This window comes from Bacillus sp. (in: firmicutes) (genome assembly GCA_012842745.1).
GTDB lineage: Bacteria > Bacillota > Bacilli > Bacillales > Bacillaceae_J > Schinkia.
Genome location: DUSF01000035.1, coordinates 380,733 through 396,027 on the forward strand (window position 1 = coordinate 380,733; position 15,295 = coordinate 396,027).

The 15,295-nt window shown below is 36.9% G+C and carries 15 protein-coding genes; 12 read left to right on the plus strand and 3 right to left on the minus strand.

Translation table 11 applies throughout. From position 1 onward, the window contains the following. The first annotated feature begins 7 nt into the window (after positions 1-7). A complete protein-coding gene (locus tag GX497_06900) occupies positions 8-748 on the plus strand; it encodes a class I SAM-dependent methyltransferase (protein HHY72942.1) in 741 nt (246 codons plus the stop codon). Positions 749-827: 79 nt separating this feature from the next. Here the strand turns inward: GX497_06900 and GX497_06905 are convergent, their stop codons facing one another. Then, positions 828-1,655, minus strand: coding sequence for a late competence protein ComER (locus tag GX497_06905; GenBank protein ID HHY72943.1), 828 nt, complete (start codon positions 1,653-1,655; stop codon positions 828-830). 82 nt (positions 1,656-1,737) lie between these two features. On the opposite strand from GX497_06905, the gene GX497_06910 reads away from it, so the two are divergent. The 3 genes from GX497_06910 (at position 1,738) to GX497_06920 (ending at position 5,411) form a co-directional block, all read left to right on the plus strand. Further along, positions 1,738-2,373 carry a hypothetical protein gene (locus GX497_06910; protein HHY72944.1) on the plus strand — a complete coding sequence of 212 codons (636 nt, stop codon included), beginning with the start codon at positions 1,738-1,740 and terminating at the stop codon, positions 2,371-2,373. A 72-nt stretch (positions 2,374-2,445) separates the two neighbouring features. Further along, positions 2,446-3,024, plus strand: a complete 579-nt coding sequence (locus GX497_06915; GenBank protein HHY72945.1) for a ComE operon protein 2 — start codon at positions 2,446-2,448, stop codon at positions 3,022-3,024. Positions 3,025-3,086: 62 nt separating this feature from the next. Next, positions 3,087-5,411 carry a DNA internalization-related competence protein ComEC/Rec2 gene (locus tag GX497_06920; GenBank protein HHY72946.1) on the plus strand — a complete coding sequence of 775 codons (2,325 nt, stop codon included), beginning with the start codon at positions 3,087-3,089 and terminating at the stop codon, positions 5,409-5,411. Between the two features lie 107 nt (positions 5,412-5,518). Here the strand turns inward: GX497_06920 and GX497_06925 are convergent, their stop codons facing one another. Then, positions 5,519-5,650, minus strand: a complete 132-nt coding sequence (locus tag GX497_06925) for a YqzM family protein (GenBank protein ID HHY72947.1) — start codon at positions 5,648-5,650, stop codon at positions 5,519-5,521. A 325-nt stretch (positions 5,651-5,975) separates the two neighbouring features. On the opposite strand from GX497_06925, the gene holA reads away from it, so the two are divergent. Then, positions 5,976-6,998: a DNA polymerase III subunit delta gene (gene holA, locus GX497_06930; GenBank protein HHY72948.1), complete on the plus strand. Its 1,023-nt coding sequence runs from the start codon at positions 5,976-5,978 to the stop codon at positions 6,996-6,998. 62 nt (positions 6,999-7,060) lie between these two features. Here the strand turns inward: holA and rpsT are convergent, their stop codons facing one another. Continuing rightward, the gene (gene rpsT, locus GX497_06935) at positions 7,061-7,327 is read right to left on the minus strand and encodes a 30S ribosomal protein S20 (protein HHY72949.1); all 267 of its coding nucleotides are present in this window, start codon (positions 7,325-7,327) and stop codon (positions 7,061-7,063) included. Positions 7,328-7,520: 193 nt separating this feature from the next. On the opposite strand from rpsT, the gene GX497_06940 reads away from it, so the two are divergent. The 7 genes from GX497_06940 (at position 7,521) to grpE (ending at position 15,276) form a co-directional block, all read left to right on the plus strand. After that, complete coding sequence (locus GX497_06940) at positions 7,521-8,636, plus strand: GPR endopeptidase (protein HHY72950.1); 1,116 nt, start codon at positions 7,521-7,523, stop codon at positions 8,634-8,636. Positions 8,637-8,743: 107 nt separating this feature from the next. Then, positions 8,744-9,910 (plus strand): stage II sporulation protein P, encoded by a 1,167-nt coding sequence (locus GX497_06945; protein HHY72951.1) that lies wholly within the window; start codon positions 8,744-8,746, stop codon positions 9,908-9,910. After that, the gene (locus tag GX497_06950; GenBank protein HHY72952.1) at positions 9,907-10,245 is read left to right on the plus strand and encodes a DUF3679 domain-containing protein; all 339 of its coding nucleotides are present in this window, start codon (positions 9,907-9,909) and stop codon (positions 10,243-10,245) included. Before GX497_06945 ends, GX497_06950 begins: the two co-directional genes overlap by 4 nt. Positions 10,246-10,351: 106 nt before the next feature. Continuing rightward, positions 10,352-12,187 carry an elongation factor 4 gene (gene lepA / locus GX497_06955; GenBank protein ID HHY72953.1) on the plus strand — a complete coding sequence of 612 codons (1,836 nt, stop codon included), beginning with the start codon at positions 10,352-10,354 and terminating at the stop codon, positions 12,185-12,187. Between the two features lie 52 nt (positions 12,188-12,239). Beyond that, a complete protein-coding gene (locus GX497_06960; protein HHY72954.1) occupies positions 12,240-13,385 on the plus strand; it encodes an oxygen-independent coproporphyrinogen III oxidase in 1,146 nt (381 codons plus the stop codon). A gap of 122 nt (positions 13,386-13,507) precedes the next feature. After that, complete coding sequence (hrcA, locus tag GX497_06965) at positions 13,508-14,542, plus strand: heat-inducible transcriptional repressor HrcA (protein HHY72955.1); 1,035 nt, start codon at positions 13,508-13,510, stop codon at positions 14,540-14,542. Positions 14,543-14,631: 89 nt separating this feature from the next. Further along, on the plus strand, positions 14,632-15,276 hold the full coding sequence (gene grpE / locus GX497_06970) for a nucleotide exchange factor GrpE (protein ID HHY72956.1): 645 nt from the start codon (positions 14,632-14,634) through the stop codon (positions 15,274-15,276). The last annotated feature ends 19 nt before the right edge of the window (positions 15,277-15,295 follow it).

Sequence of the window (15,295 nt, forward strand, 5' to 3'; positions counted from 1 at the left end):
GATCATGATGTCTTATCAACATTTTGCGTTATTGTATGATGATTTAATGACGGATGTACCTTATGAAAATTGGCTCGATTTTATTATGAAGAATATTGAAAGCTATGGGAATGGCGGCAAAAGGTTGTTAGATCTTGGTTGTGGTACAGGGACATTATCGATTCCTTTAGCAGAAAATGGTTATGATGTTACAGGGATTGATTTATCCGAAGAAATGTTAGCGATTGCCCAGGCAAAATCTATTGATGCTTGTGTAAACATTCCTTTTTATCAGCAAGATATGAGTGAATTAGCAGGATTCGAGCCTTTTGACATTATTGGCGTTTTTTGCGATGCTTTAAACTATTTAAGAACGGAAGAAGATGTCGAAAGAACGATACGAAATATTTACAATCTTCTTCATCCGGGTGGACTTTTATTATTTGATGTTCATTCTGTTTATAAAATGGAGGAAGTTTTCGGCAATCAAACGTATTGTAGTAATGACGAAGAAATCTCCTATATTTGGAATTGTTTTCGTGGTGAAGAGGCTTACTCAGTTGAACATGAATTAACCTTTTTTGTGAAGCATAATGATTTATATGAGCGATTTGACGAATATCATATGCAGCGGACATTTCCTATAGAGAAATATAGGATATGGTTGGAAAAAGCAGGCTTCGAATTGTTGCAGATTTCGGCAGATTTTATAGAGGAGAGTCCGAAGCCTAGTTCGGAGAGAATCTTTTTTGTCGCTAGGAAAAAATAAACAAAGGCTGACCAACGGAAAGAAGGTCAGCCTTAAAAAATTTCTGCTTTTTTGCAGGAGAAAATAAAAAAATGTCGAATTAATCTTTAATACAAAATTGCTCCGTTATTTTTTCTTTTTCATGATAAAATTTAGCATGTGTTTGCTGGAATAAGTGGTTAAACATTTCTCCGATTTCTTCTTCTAAAACTTTAATTCCTTCGCCAGTGATTCCGCCTTTCACACATACCTTTTCTTGCAATGTTTCCAGTGTATAGACCTTCTGCTCAATAAGCTGCCCTAAGCCAATAATCATTTTACTCGCTAATAATGTCGCTTGCTCCTCTGAAATATTTGTCTCCATTACAGCTGCATCAATAAAACGCCGCAATAAAAATGTGAAAAATGCTGGCCCACAGCTTGTAATATCAGAGGCAACTCGTGTGATATTTTCTTCGATGTGGACAGGTGTGGAAATCATCGTCATGATGTTCTCAATGAATTGTTTATGATGGCTAGGACATCGCTCTCCAAAGGAAAGTAATGAAGTCCCGCACAAAACGCGATTATTTATACTTGGGATGACCCTGGCAACTGAACACGGCACTAATGATTCCAACTGTTCTACACTTATTGGGCTTGTGATTGAAACAATACATTGTTCTTCTTTTAATAAGGGAGAAATTCCTTTTAATATTTGATAAATATCAAGTGGTTTTGTACATAAAAAGATGTAATCTGTACATTTGACAATTTCCTCTGGACTATTAACGACTTGTATAGTAGGAAATTCGCATTTTATTTGCTCAACTTTTGTTTTTGTTCGATTCATTATAAACAAATTTTGTTCACTTACGGCAGAGGATTTGATGAATGCTTCAATTAGGATTTTGCCCATATTCCCAGTCCCCATAATTCCAATATTCACTGTTTTTCCCTCTCTTTCCCAAACCATACTCTACTTATGCCTATGTTCTTTAATAAAAAAATATGATTAGGAGTGATAAAAAATGAATCAAATATTGACTAATAAAAAGTTGATTATGATTGTGGTTGGCTTCTTTATCATGATTAGTTTATTTTTATTTGTGAAGGCTGAAACTAACAATGCACTTCAAGCTGATTTTGGAACATTGGGCGCTAAAAGCGGAGAATTGGGAATGCCGGAGGAGTTAAGCTCTGATGAACAGACGGCAAGTGAAGAAAGTGAGCCAGCAATACTTTATATCGATATTAAGGGAGCAGTTTTAAAACCTGGTGTATATCTGTTGGAGGAAAACAGTAGGGTTCAAGATGCGATTCAACTTGCGGGGGGATTTTTGGAAACTGCTGATCAAACGAAAATAAACTTAGCAGCACGTCTTGTCGATGAAATGGTACTCTACGTTCCTGTTATTGGAGAAGAAACTACAATTGAAGCAGGAGGCCCTTCATTCAATCAGACTGATGATGGCAAGGTAAATATAAATAGTGCTACATCAGAACAACTACAAAGCTTACCTGGAATTGGCCCTGCTAAAGCGGAGCAAATCATTTCCTATCGTGAAGCGAACGGTCCTTTTAAAAAGGTTGATGACCTTGGCAATGTATCGGGAATTGGCGAGAAAACATTAGAAAAGCTAAAAGAATTGGTGAAAATTCGATAATTGGCAAATGGATTGACGAATATGAAATTTCGTAGCTAAAATGAAAGTAATGAAGTGAAGGGAGAATGAATTGTGAATCGCGTTTCTTGGGATCAATATTTTATGGCGCAAAGCCATTTATTAGCTTTACGAAGTACATGCACCCGCTTGCGCGTCGGTGCTACGATTGTTCGAGATAAACGAATTATTGCCGGTGGATATAATGGCTCGGTGTCCGGCCAGACACATTGTATTGATGATGGCTGTTATGTGATTGATAATCATTGCATTAGGACAATTCATGCGGAAATGAATGCAATTTTACAATGTGCCAAGTTCGGCGTTCAAACGGAAGGGGCAGAAATTTATGTCACTCATTTTCCGTGTGTCCATTGTACAAAAGCAATTATCCAAAGCGGTATTAAAGCCATTTATTATGCTGAGGATTATAAAAATCACCCATATGCAATCGAAATTCTTGAGAAGGCCAACGTAAAATTTGTGAAGGTCGAGCTTAAGGACATGATGATTGATACGAAAGGTAAAGAAAAGCTTATGTTTGTAGAAGAGCTTATTGAAAAGCTAGCGGCTGCTGGAGTTGAAGCTGCCGAGGTTCAAAAACTTCGCGAAAGTAGTAAGCAGTTATTTTCAGCGGAAATATTTATGCAATAAGCCTTTACTTTCGACCGTGTTAGGTTGGACAAGTTAAAAAATCATGGAGGTGGCCTGTTGTTGTGCGAGGGAAATGGATATTCATAGCTTTTGCTTGTGCTCTTGGGACGATGGCCGCCTTTTTCAAATTCCATTGGGTGGCTATTAGTGCTTGCATTTTATATTTAGTTTGGGTTGTATTAAAGGACAACCAGCATCTAAAATTATTTATCATTTGCATCGTTACGATGTCTTCATTTGTATTGCTATTTAAATGGACAGACGACGATAACGTGACAGGTTTAACTGGCAACGAAACTGAGTTTAAAGGTGTGATTGAAACGATTCCATTGATTGACGGAGATCGGTTAACCTTCATCTATCAATTGCCCACGAAAGAAAAATTCAACGTCACATACAGGATTAAATCAATTGAAGAAAAAAAGAAGCTGCAACAATTACAAGTTGGTATGAGCTGTAAATTGACTGGGAAATTAACTACTCCGAATAAAGCAAGAAACTTCTTCGCCTTTGATTATCAAAAGTTCCTATACAATAAAAGAATCCATTGGATTTTTACCCCTGACACATTAAAATCATCACAATGTACGCCTACAACATCGATTAAATATCTTCTCCAAAAATGGCGAGCAGCTCAGCTTTCCTATATAAAAGAACATTTTCCCGAAAATACAATTGGTTTTGTCCAAGCACTAATTTTTGGCGAGCGCAGCGAAATGAGCCAAACAACCGAGGATTACTACCAACGATTTGGAATTGTCCATTTGTTAGCGATATCAGGGTCACATGTTGTCTTAATTGTTGCTGCTGCTTTTCTCATATTAGTCCGTTTAGGGGTCACAAGGGAAAAGACATTTTTATTGTTAATGATATTATTACCTTTGTATATGATTGTAGCTGGCGGCGCCCCATCAGTTGTTAGAGCATGTTTAACAGCATTTCTAGTGTTAGCAGCGACGCAAATGAAGTTGAAATTCCATCCTTTGGATGTACTAAGCATCGTTTTTATTGGGATGATTTTAAGGAATCCTTATTACATAACAGATATTGGCTTTCAGCTTTCGTTTTTAGTCAGTTTTTCCCTCATAATTTCATCTTCAGCAATTATTACTATGCACAGGAATTATTGGCAGCAGTTATTCGTTATTACTGTAATCGCACAAATTTGTTCCTTTCCGCTCGTTTTATTATATAATTTTGAACTAACTTTATTAAGCTTGCCTTTAAATGTTATTTTTGTTCCGCTTATATGCTTGATTGTCCTGCCGCTTTCGATTTTCTCATTTTTCCTTCATTATTTATCTGAAACTATTGCGGTTATCCCCATTTCAATTCTTTCAGCCATTATCGATTTTTCCGAAACTATCCTTGAACAAACAAATAAACTTTCATCTTTTATGTTGACGTTTGGAAAGCCAGCAGGCTGGTTCCTTATTTCTTATTACGTTGTTATTATTTTCTTTTTTATAAGCTGGGAAGAACATAAACAATTTGTTAAAGCTAAAAAAGCTTTGTTTTTACTCTTTAGCGTTTTTGTTTACCACTGGTTTGCTCCGTATTTTTCAAATGAAGGAAAGATTACGATGATAGATGTTGGCCAAGGTGATAGCATTTTAATCGAGCTCCCATATCGAAAGGCTGTCTATTTAATTGATACAGGTGGAAATATTAATTTTTTTGAAAAAAAAGAATGGCAAGAAAGGAAAAATAGCTTCGAAGTTGGTGAAGACATTGTTACACCTTTCTTAAAAGCAAAGGGAATTAGGAAAATTGATAAATTAATTTTGACCCATGGCGATATGGATCATATTGGCGGAGTTCCAGCAGTTATTGAACATTTTAAAGTAAAGGAAACCATCGTTGGTGTTGGCAGTTTTGATAAAAGTGAAAGTGAAGAAGTGATGAAAATATATAAGGCGATTGCAAAAAATAATGTAAAAATGAAGGAGGTAAAAGCCTTCGACTTTTGGAAAAAGGATGGAATGACATTTTATATCCTTGGGCCAACGGGGAATGAAAAAAGTAAAAATAATCAGTCTGTCATTCTTTATGCGAAAATAGGAGGGAAAAGCTGGTTGTTTACTGGGGATTTGGAGAGGGAAGGAGAAAATAAAGTTTTGGAACAATTTCCAAATTTAAAAGTGGATGTCATAAAAATAGGACACCATGGCAGCCATACATCTACCTCGGAAGCATTTATCGCCCAACTGAGCCCTACACATGCCCTAATTTCCGCCGGTGTTACTAATCGTTTTGGACATCCACATCGAGATGTCATTGAAATTTTGCGTGAACATCAAGTCGATATATTAAGGACAGATGAAAAGGGTGCTATTTGTTACATATTTACTGGAAATAGAGGAACCTTTGAATGGCGCCTGCCATAAGATAAAGCAAAAGCTGTAACCGGAAAACGATGCTGTCCATAGAAAAAAAGACTACCGAAAGCGGCAGTCCTTTTTCTTACGTTTGTACTTGTATGTACTTGTCTAACTTAGCCTACAAGCTTAATAACTGTACCGATGATAAAAATTGTTGCAAAAAATCCAAAAGAAGCGATGAAGCCTACACCAGAATCTACAGCGTCATTTCGTGTACTTTGGACATTTTTTTCAAATTCGTTCATTTGAATCCCTCCCATTTGACCATTTTAGTATAAGCTAATATACGAAAAAAATCTACACCATTATGGAAAAGACATAATTTGTTCTTCCTTAGTTGACAAGAGTTGTCACCTATATGTTGATTCGTTTTAGTACATGATAAGCTTACAAAGTTACAACCGTTGAATGGTAAGTATCCCGGGGCTTACTATTTAACGTTTATTATAAAAGAGGGGAGCTGGATTTTTCAACTCCTCTCAAGTATTTCACCTCAATTTCAAATACTTGTCAAAATCGCCCGAACCGTCTAGCATATAAGTATCGGTTGAAGTTTGAGGTGAACATAACATGGTTACATTAAATGAAATACATAAAAAGGTGAAAAAACGACAAATCGCCCCGCTTTATTTGCTTTATGGACAAGAGGAGTTCTTACTAGATGAAACAATAAAGCTAATTATCAACACTGTTTTAGCACCTGAAGAAAAAGAATTTAATTTATCCGTTTTTGATATGAATGAAGTTACCATTGATGTAGCTCTTGAAGATGCTGAAACATTGCCCTTTATCGGTGAAAAACGTGTTGTCCTTATTAAGGACCCGATTTTTTTAACAGGACAAAAGGAGAAAAATAAAATAGACCATGATCTAAAAAGATTGGAAGAGTATTTAGAATCGCCTTCACCTGATTCGGTTGTCATCTTTACTGGTCATTATGACAAAGTAGATGAAAGAAAAAAACTTGTTAAGCTGCTAAAGAAAAATGGCGAAGTATTCCAAGCTTCCTTTATGGATGACAAGGCGATTAATGCGTGGATTAAAAATAGAGTAACAGCTGAAAATATGGATATTGATGACGAAGCAATTGAGCTTCTCCTTCGGCTTGTAGGGCCCAAATTACTGCTGTTAGCAAACGAAATCGAAAAACTAATGTTATATGTTGGCAAGGACGGAAAAATCAATCAACCCGCCATCAGGAATTTAGTCCCGCGTACATTAGAGCAGAATGTTTTTTCGTTGGTTGACATGATCGTAAAAAGGAAAACGGAAGAAGCGTTATTGTTTTACTATGATTTGCTAGAGCAAAAGGAAGAACCTATTAAAATTCTTTCACTAGTTGCAGCGCAATTTCGGCTAATCTATCAAGTAAAGGAATTATATAAAAGAGGCTATGGTCAAAACCAAACAGCAACCTATTTAAAGGTGCATCCGTTTCGCGTTAAGCTTGCAGGAGAGCAGGCTACTCGTTTTTCAGAAGCGGAGCTGCAAAAAATCATCGCTAATTTAGCGGAAATAGATTATAAAATGAAAACAGGTAAAATGGATAAAAAACTGTTATTAGAATTATTTATTTTGCAATTAAACGGATGAAATGGGTACATATATGCATAGAAAAAAAGAAGCGTTTCTAGTGGACGCTTCTTTTTATATGCTTAAGCATTTAATTCGTTAACTTTTTTAGCTAAACGTGATTTTTGACGAGCTGCAGTATTTTTATGGACAAGACCTTTGCCAACAGCTTTATCAAGCTTTTGAGCAGCTGTAATAAGTGCGCTTTTTGCACTTTCTACATCGTTATTAACAACAAGCGCTTCAACCTTTTTAACAGCTGTACGCATGTCGGATTTAACAGAGATGTTCCCCGCACGACGGCTTTCGTTCACTTTTACGCGTTTAATTGCAGATTTAATATTTGGCATTCCTTTCACCTCCTGATAAGCCGATTTAGGCTATACATAGAACAAACAGTATTTTATCAAAATGGCTTGTTTTTTGCAATACTTTGGAGAAGTGAAAGTATTTAATGCATGTTTATTTTTTATTCGGATAAGCTAAATTTTAACTACTAGACATTTTTCTAATTTGACAAAAATTCTACAGGGGGCCCAAGAAATGGAGCAATCGTTAGATTTATCAAAATATAATATCCGCACAGACTTAGCCATTGAGGCTCATGAAATGGTTATTAACGAGAGGCAAAAAGAGGATGAAAATCTATCAACAATTGAAGGTGTGATTGTTAAAGAAAGAAAGGCGGGAAATGTAAAAGTTTCTAAGGTAGAAATTACAGATGCTGGTGCCGAGGCTGTTTGTAAAAAGGCAGGAAATTATTTGACTTTAGAGGTGCAAGGGATTCGTGAGCAAGATACGGAGTTGCAAGATGAGGTCCAAAAGGTGTTCGCAGAGGAATTCAGTGCATTTATGAAACAAATTGGCATTAAAGATGAAGATAGCTGCCTTGTTGTTGGATTAGGAAATTGGAATGTCACCCCAGATGCTCTTGGTCCTATTACGGTTGAGAATTTACTTATCACAAGACATCTTTTTACATTACAGCCTGAGACCGTTCGGGATGGCTTTCGTTCCGTAAGCGCGATTGCCCCAGGGGTAATGGGGATCACAGGAATTGAAACAAGCGATATTATCCAAGGTGTCATTGAAAAGTCGAAACCCGATTTTGTCATTGCCGTCGATGCTTTAGCAGCACGTTCCCTTGAGAGAGTTAATGCAACCATTCAAATATCCGATACGGGAATTCATCCTGGTTCGGGGGTTGGAAATAAACGAAAGGAACTAAGTAAGGAGACTTTAGGTATTCCAGTCATTGCCATTGGCATACCGACTGTGGTTGATGCTGTTTCGATTACGAGTGATACGATTGATTTTATTTTAAAACATTTTGGAAGAGAGCTTAAAGAAGGAAACAAGCCTAGTAGAGCATTAGCACCTGCTGGCTTAACATTTGGTGAAAAAAAGGTGCTTAAGACGGAGGATATGCCCGGAGAAGAGGAACGGCACTCTTTTCTTGGCTTAGTTGGTACACTTCCTGATGAAGAAAAACGGAGATTAATCCACGAAGTTCTCGCTCCTTTAGGTCATAATTTAATGGTTACCCCGAAAGAAGTGGATGTTTTTATTGAGGATATGGCTAATGTCATATCAGCTGGGTTAAATGCTGCCTTACACTATGAAGTTGATCAAGATAATATTGGCTCTTATACACATTAGGAAGCAAAAGAACCGTCCCCTGCTTCCTCTAGTAGTTCTATCTCTCAAAGCTTGCGAATACATTTTAATAGAGAAGCTTTGAGAGGTGAAAGAGTTTGCGCAATTTAATGATTTCATTTAATGGAAATTCGCTTATTAAACCAATCATGATCGTAATCATTCCGATGATGGTCATGTTCGTCATCGCAGGTATGCTGACAGCTCTTAAACCTGAATTAAGAATTTCTTCATCATCTATTAACGGGTGGAGCCAGCAATTGGACACAACTTTCTTTGTTCATTTACTAGGTTTTGAAAATCAGTATTTTAAGCAAGCAATTGATGATGCTGAGAAACAACCGATTAAATTGAGCACATTTGCATTTGAATTAGCTACTAGCATAAATCCAAATGATCCACGAAGTTTGCTCGGTCGTGAATTACCTGGTTTCTCCTTGTTTGATGGCGAAATTATCGTCGCTGGAGAAGGAACAAATTATACGAATATGCCTTATGAATCATCCCCCCCAATGGAAGTGCTTTTACAAGAGCGAGAAGCCTCGATTGAAAGCTTAGAGAAATATGCTGAGTCTGAGAATATTTCTCCGCCAGCATTAACGACAAATGGTAAAAAAGTAGTCTATCTGTATACAACACATTCTAGAGAATCTTATTTACCACACTTACCAGAAGGAACAAAACCAGGAGAATCGTATTCTCATGAAGTGAATGTGATGACTGTGGCTGACAAACTCGGGAAGGAATTAGAGAAAAAAGGGATTGGTGTTCAGTTTGATGCAACTGATTATACAAAAGTTCTCTCTGATAAAGGGATGAAATATCCTCAGTCCTATGATGTCCCAAGACCAGCTATTAAAGAAGCTATGGCAACAAATCGTGATTTGAAATATTTTATCGATATACATCGCGATTCCCAATCGCATAAAATTACAACTGCAAAAATAAATGGAAAAGACTATGCTAGAACTATTTTCATCATTGGTGGCGAGCATGCAAAATATGAACAAAATTTAAAACTTGCAACGGATTTGCATCATTTATTGGATGAAAAATACCCGGGCTTAAGCCGCGGGGTAACGAAAAAACAAGGACAAGGCACAAACGGTAAATTCAATCAAGACTTATCCGAGAATGCTATTTTAATCGAAATGGGTGGAATGGAAAATTCATTAGAAGAAGTTTTTCGAACAACAGAAGCAATTGCCGAAGTATTTAGCGAATTTTATTGGCAGGCCGAAGAAGTAAATGGAATGGATAGAAGGGATACGAAATGAAAAAATTTATTATTAAATTCTTTCTTTTACTTATAGTTTTATTTTTCGGTGTTCTCCTTGGCATGCAGGAGGCGAATCACGGCCTCTTGCAATTGAAAGGATTTGATGATAAGACGTACGGACAAGCCTTTCAAATAAAGAAAAATAAAGCTGGGGAAGTTGAAGCAGCGGTCTTAGGTGAGGAAATTACTGCTCATGATATTGAGGCGAAACAAAAGAAATTAGAAGAGATGAAGGCCTTTCATGTCATCACAAGTATTGGCGGGAAGATAGCCGATATGCTAACAATTTTGTTTCAAAAACTAGTAAATCTGATGCTTATTGCGTTTGATTAGGAAGCAGGGGACGGTTCCTCTGCCTTTTTCAATTGAATAGTTTTTTAGATATTGATATAATCAAAAGCAGTGTAATTTTGCTCACATTAGTAGGAGTGGTTATTGGATGAATAAAGAAACAAGGCAAGAGCGTCAAAAACGAATTCGTAACTTTTCGATTATTGCTCATATTGATCACGGGAAATCAACATTAGCGGATCGGCTTTTAGAAAAAACTAGTACAGTTAGCCAACGCGAAATGAAAGAGCAACTTCTTGACGCGATGGATTTAGAGCGTGAACGTGGTATCACGATAAAATTGAACGCAGTTCAAGTACTATATAAAGCAAAAGATGGAAATGACTATATTTTCCACTTAATTGATACCCCAGGACATGTTGACTTCACTTATGAAGTATCACGAAGTTTGGCTGCCTGTGAAGGGGCTATCTTAGTAGTTGATGCAGCACAGGGAATTGAAGCGCAAACATTAGCAAATGTTTATTTAGCGTTAGATAATAATCTTGAGATTCTACCAGTTATTAACAAAATTGATTTACCTAGCGCTGACCCAGATCGTGTGCGTCAGGAAATTGAAGATGTAATTGGACTTGATGCCTCTGAAGCTGTGCTTGCTTCTGCAAAAGCTGGCATTGGTATCGAGGAAATTTTAGAGCAAATAGTTGAAAAGGTGCCAGCGCCAACGGGCGACCCTGATGCACCTTTGAAAGCATTGATTTTTGACTCTTTATATGACTCCTACCGCGGTGTTATCACTTATATTCGTGTTGTCGATGGGACTGTAAAAGTCGGCGATAAAATTAAAATGATGGCAACAGGTAAAGAGTTTGAGGTAAATGAAGTAGGTGTTTTCACACCGAAGGCGGTACCAAGAGATGAACTAACGGTCGGTGATGTCGGCTTTTTGACGGCTTCTATTAAAAATGTTAGTGATACGAGAGTCGGGGATACGATCACGAGCGCAAAGAATGCGGCAAGTGAGGCTTTACCTGGATACCGTAAGCTTAATCCGATGGTGTTCTGTGGCTTATATCCGATTGATTCTAAGGATTATAATGATTTACGTGAAGCCTTAGAAAAATTACAATTAAACGATTCATCACTACAATTTGAGGCTGAAACATCGCAAGCGCTCGGATTTGGTTTCCGATGTGGATTTTTGGGATTACTTCATATGGAAATTATTCAAGAACGGATTGAACGTGAATTCAATATTGATTTAATTACGACGGCACCAAGCGTTATTTATAAGGTTGTCCTAACGAGTGGTGAAGAAATAACTGTTGAAAATCCTTCAAAAATGCCAGACCCGCAAAGTATTGATGGTATTTTTGAACCATATGTTAAAGCAAGTATCATGGTGCCAAACGATTATGTTGGCTCTGTTATGGAATTATGTCAAAATAAGCGCGGTAATTTTATTGACATGCAATACCTTGATGAGAAACGCGTCAATATTACGTATGAATTGCCATTATCAGAGATTGTCTATGATTTCTTTGATATTTTAAAATCTAACACAAAAGGCTATGCATCTTTTGACTATGAACTCATTGGCTACAAGCAATCGAAGTTAGCGAAAATGGATATTTTATTAAATGGTGAACAAGTCGATGCTTTATCATTTATCGTCCACCGCGATTTTGCGTATGAACGTGGCAAGGTCATTGTTGAAAAATTGAAGGAGCTCATTCCAAGGCAACAATTCGAAGTGCCTGTCCAAGCTGCAGTAGGCACGAAGATTGTCGCGCGTTCGACGATTAAATCAATGGGGAAAAATGTTCTTGCCAAATGTTATGGCGGTGATATTTCCCGGAAACGTAAGCTATTAGAAAAGCAAAAAGAAGGTAAAAAGCGGATGAAGCAAGTTGGCTCCGTCGAAGTTCCGCAGGAAGCATTCATGGCCGTGTTACGGATGGATGATAATAATAGTAAAAAATAGTAAGGGGTGACGATTATGTCATCCTTTTTTGCTAAGAAAAGAGTGGTTTTTTATGGTGAAATCAGTTTATTTTCACATTCCTTTTTGTGAGCAAATTTGCCATTATTGCGATTTCAATAAATTTTATTTAAAAAACCAGCCAGTCCATGATTATTTAATGGCGATGGAAAAAGAAATGAAACATACTCTCCAAAACTATAAGCCAGATGTAATTAGGACGGTTTTTGTTGGTGGTGGTACGCCAACCTCACTTTCAATTACCCAGCTTGATTATTTTTTAAATGGCATTCATAAACATTTTGGACCGTATTTCAACGACAACGAAAAAACAGAATTTACTTTTGAAGCGAACCCAAGTCATTTATCAAAAGAAAAACTGTTATTATTAAAGGAAGCAGGGGTAAATCGTCTTAGTTTTGGTGTTCAGGTTTTTGACGACCTACTGCTTGAAAAAATCGGACGTACACATCGAGTACGCGATGTTTTTGAAACGATTGCTTTAGCTAAAGAAGTTGGATTTCAAAATATAAATGCTGATTTAATCTATAGTTTGCCAGGACAAACGATTGAAAGTTTTAAAGCAACATTAAAACAAGCATTTACGCTTCATATCGAGCACTTTTCAGGATATTCTCTGCAAATAGAGCCAAAAACTGTTTTTTATAATTTAAAGAGAATGGGAAAACTTGATTTGCCTAGGGAAGATGATGAAGTTGAAATGTATTCCGTTTTAATGGATGAAATGGCTGCACACGGCTATAAGCAGTACGAAATTAGTAATTTTTCAAAGCCAGGATTTGAAAGCGAACATAATTTAACGTATTGGCGCAATGAGGAATATTTCGGCTTTGGTGCAGGTGCCCATAGCTATGTGAATGGCGTTCGCAGGGGCAACGCTGGCCCGCTCAATCAATATATCTCGCTTATCAATGAAACGGGATTTCCCTATATTGAGGAACATACTGTAACAGAGCGTGAAAAAATGGAGGAAGAGGTTTTTCTAGGCCTTAGAAAAACAGAAGGGGTTTCGAAAAAAGTATTTTTCCGTAAGTTTGGCCAGGATTTGAATACTATTTTTGGAAATGAAATTAGTGAGCAAGTAAAGAAAGGTTTGTTAGAAGAAACGACAGAATCGATTAAACTAACAAGAAAGGGTCTGTTTTTAGGAAATGAAGTTTTTCAAGCTTTTATCGGATAACTTTTTGCTAAAATATTAAATGTTAACGGCCTCCCTTATTGACAATATACGTTCTCTTTTGGTAACTTATAATATAGAATTAGCACTCGTTCGATAAGAGTGCTAACAGAGGTGATACTTCTATGCTAACAGATCGTCAGCTGCTAATTTTGCAAGTGATTATTGATGACTTTATTCACTCTGCACAAGCTGTTGGCTCTAGGACAATAGCCAAAAAGGATGATATCTCGTTTAGTCCAGCAACGATTCGCAACGATATGGCTGATTTAGAGGAAATGGGATTTATCGAAAAACCACATACATCTTCAGGGCGTATTCCTTCAGAAAAAGGATACCGATTTTATGTAGATCACTTGTTGTCACCGACAGCGTTAAACATGGAAGAGCTAGCGACGATTCGTTCTCTATTTGATAGTAAAATATATGAAATCGAAATGGTTGCTAAAAAGTCTGCAAAGCTTCTTTCTGAGTTTACGAATTATACAACGATTGTATTAGGACCTGAGCATTTCGAAACTCGTCTTAAGCAAATTGAAATGATTCCTTTAAATCGTGAAAGTGTAGTAGCGATTATTGTTACCGATACAGGACATGTTGAACATCAAGCAATTAAAATGCCAGAAGGACTAGATTCGTCCGAATTAGAAAAGCTTGTCAATATCTTAAATGAGCAATTAAAAGGGTGTCCAATCATTGAGCTTCAAGACCGCATTCAAAAAGAGCTAGTCAGCGTTATTAAAAAGAATGTGTATGATTATGACCGTGTGTTTGATTTAATCAGCAATATATTTGGTCATAAAAAAGCCGAAAAAGTATTTTATGGTGGAAAAACGAATATGTTCTCACAACCTGAGTTCAATGATATTCATAAAATACGCTCATTGCTATCGGTTATTGAGCAAGAAAGTGTAATTTATAATTTGTTCAAAGCAAAGAATGCCGGAATCACTGTGAAAATCGGTCAGGAAAACCAATTAGAAGAAATGCAAAATTGCAGTGTTATTACTGCAACGTATTCAATTGGAAATGAACCGATGGGAACAATCGCTATTTTAGGTCCGACAAGGATGGAGTATTCGAGAGTTATTTCATTATTAAACATCTTTTCTCAAGATTTAACGAAGGTATTAACTTCCCTGTATCAAAATGGATCGTAATGGTCATATTGGTAAAGGGAAGTTTGATAGAAGGCGGGTCTTTCGCTTTTCTATGTATATAAAAAGCTAGTTTGTGGGAGGTGAAACGAATGGTTAATAAAGACTATTCGCAAAAAGTAGAAAATAATAGTGAAGAATTAGAAGAATTAAAGGAAGTAAATGATGCAGAAGTAACTGTTGAAACTGATAGCAACACTCCGCATACAGAGCAAAATGAACAACCTATAGGTGAACAGCAAGAGCCTTTACAAGAGGTGGAACAAGCAGCGGAGCTCACTGCAGAGCAACCCGAAATCGAGAGATTACAACAAGAACTTGATGAAAGGCAAAACAGAATCTTACGTATGCAGGCAGACCTTGAAAATTATCGACGCCGCGTCCGTTTAGACCAAGAGGCAGCGGCAAAATATCGTGCTCAAAGTTTAATTGAACATTTACTTCCGGCACTCGATAATTTCGAGAGGGCCTTAAATATAGAGGCGAAAGAAGATGAAACAAAACAAGTTTTAAAAGGGTTGGAGATGGTTTATCGTCAATTGCAGGAAGCGTTAAAAACGGAGGGGTTAGAAATAATCGAAGCGGTTGACAAGGAATTTGATCCTAATTTCCACCAAGCTGTCATGCAAGTTGAAGATAGCAATTATGGTTCCAACATAGTAATTGAGGAATTTCAAAAGGGTTATATTTTAAAGGACAGGGTTATTCGTCCAACAATGGTCAAAGTTAATCAGTAACTTGATTTAAAAATAGAAG

Coding starts and splice junctions, on each gene's coding strand:
- GX497_06950 (HHY72952.1), top strand. CDS start 9,907: ATGAAAAAATTTATTATTAAATTCTTTCTTTTACTTATAGTTTTATTT.
- GX497_06940 (HHY72950.1), top strand. CDS start 7,521: ATGGAGCAATCGTTAGATTTATCAAAATATAATATCCGCACAGACTTA.
- lepA (HHY72953.1), top strand. CDS start 10,352: ATGAATAAAGAAACAAGGCAAGAGCGTCAAAAACGAATTCGTAACTTT.
- hrcA (HHY72955.1), top strand. CDS start 13,508: ATGCTAACAGATCGTCAGCTGCTAATTTTGCAAGTGATTATTGATGAC.
- GX497_06945 (HHY72951.1), top strand. CDS start 8,744: ATGATTTCATTTAATGGAAATTCGCTTATTAAACCAATCATGATCGTA.
- holA (HHY72948.1), top strand. CDS start 5,976: ATGGTTACATTAAATGAAATACATAAAAAGGTGAAAAAACGACAAATC.
- GX497_06960 (HHY72954.1), top strand. CDS start 12,240: ATGGTGAAATCAGTTTATTTTCACATTCCTTTTTGTGAGCAAATTTGC.
- rpsT (HHY72949.1), bottom strand. CDS start 7,327: ATGCCAAATATTAAATCTGCAATTAAACGCGTAAAAGTGAACGAAAGC.
- GX497_06925 (HHY72947.1), bottom strand. CDS start 5,650: ATGAACGAATTTGAAAAAAATGTCCAAAGTACACGAAATGACGCTGTA.
- GX497_06910 (HHY72944.1), top strand. CDS start 1,738: ATGAATCAAATATTGACTAATAAAAAGTTGATTATGATTGTGGTTGGC.
- GX497_06900 (HHY72942.1), top strand. CDS start 8: ATGTCTTATCAACATTTTGCGTTATTGTATGATGATTTAATGACGGAT.
- grpE (HHY72956.1), top strand. CDS start 14,632: ATGGTTAATAAAGACTATTCGCAAAAAGTAGAAAATAATAGTGAAGAA.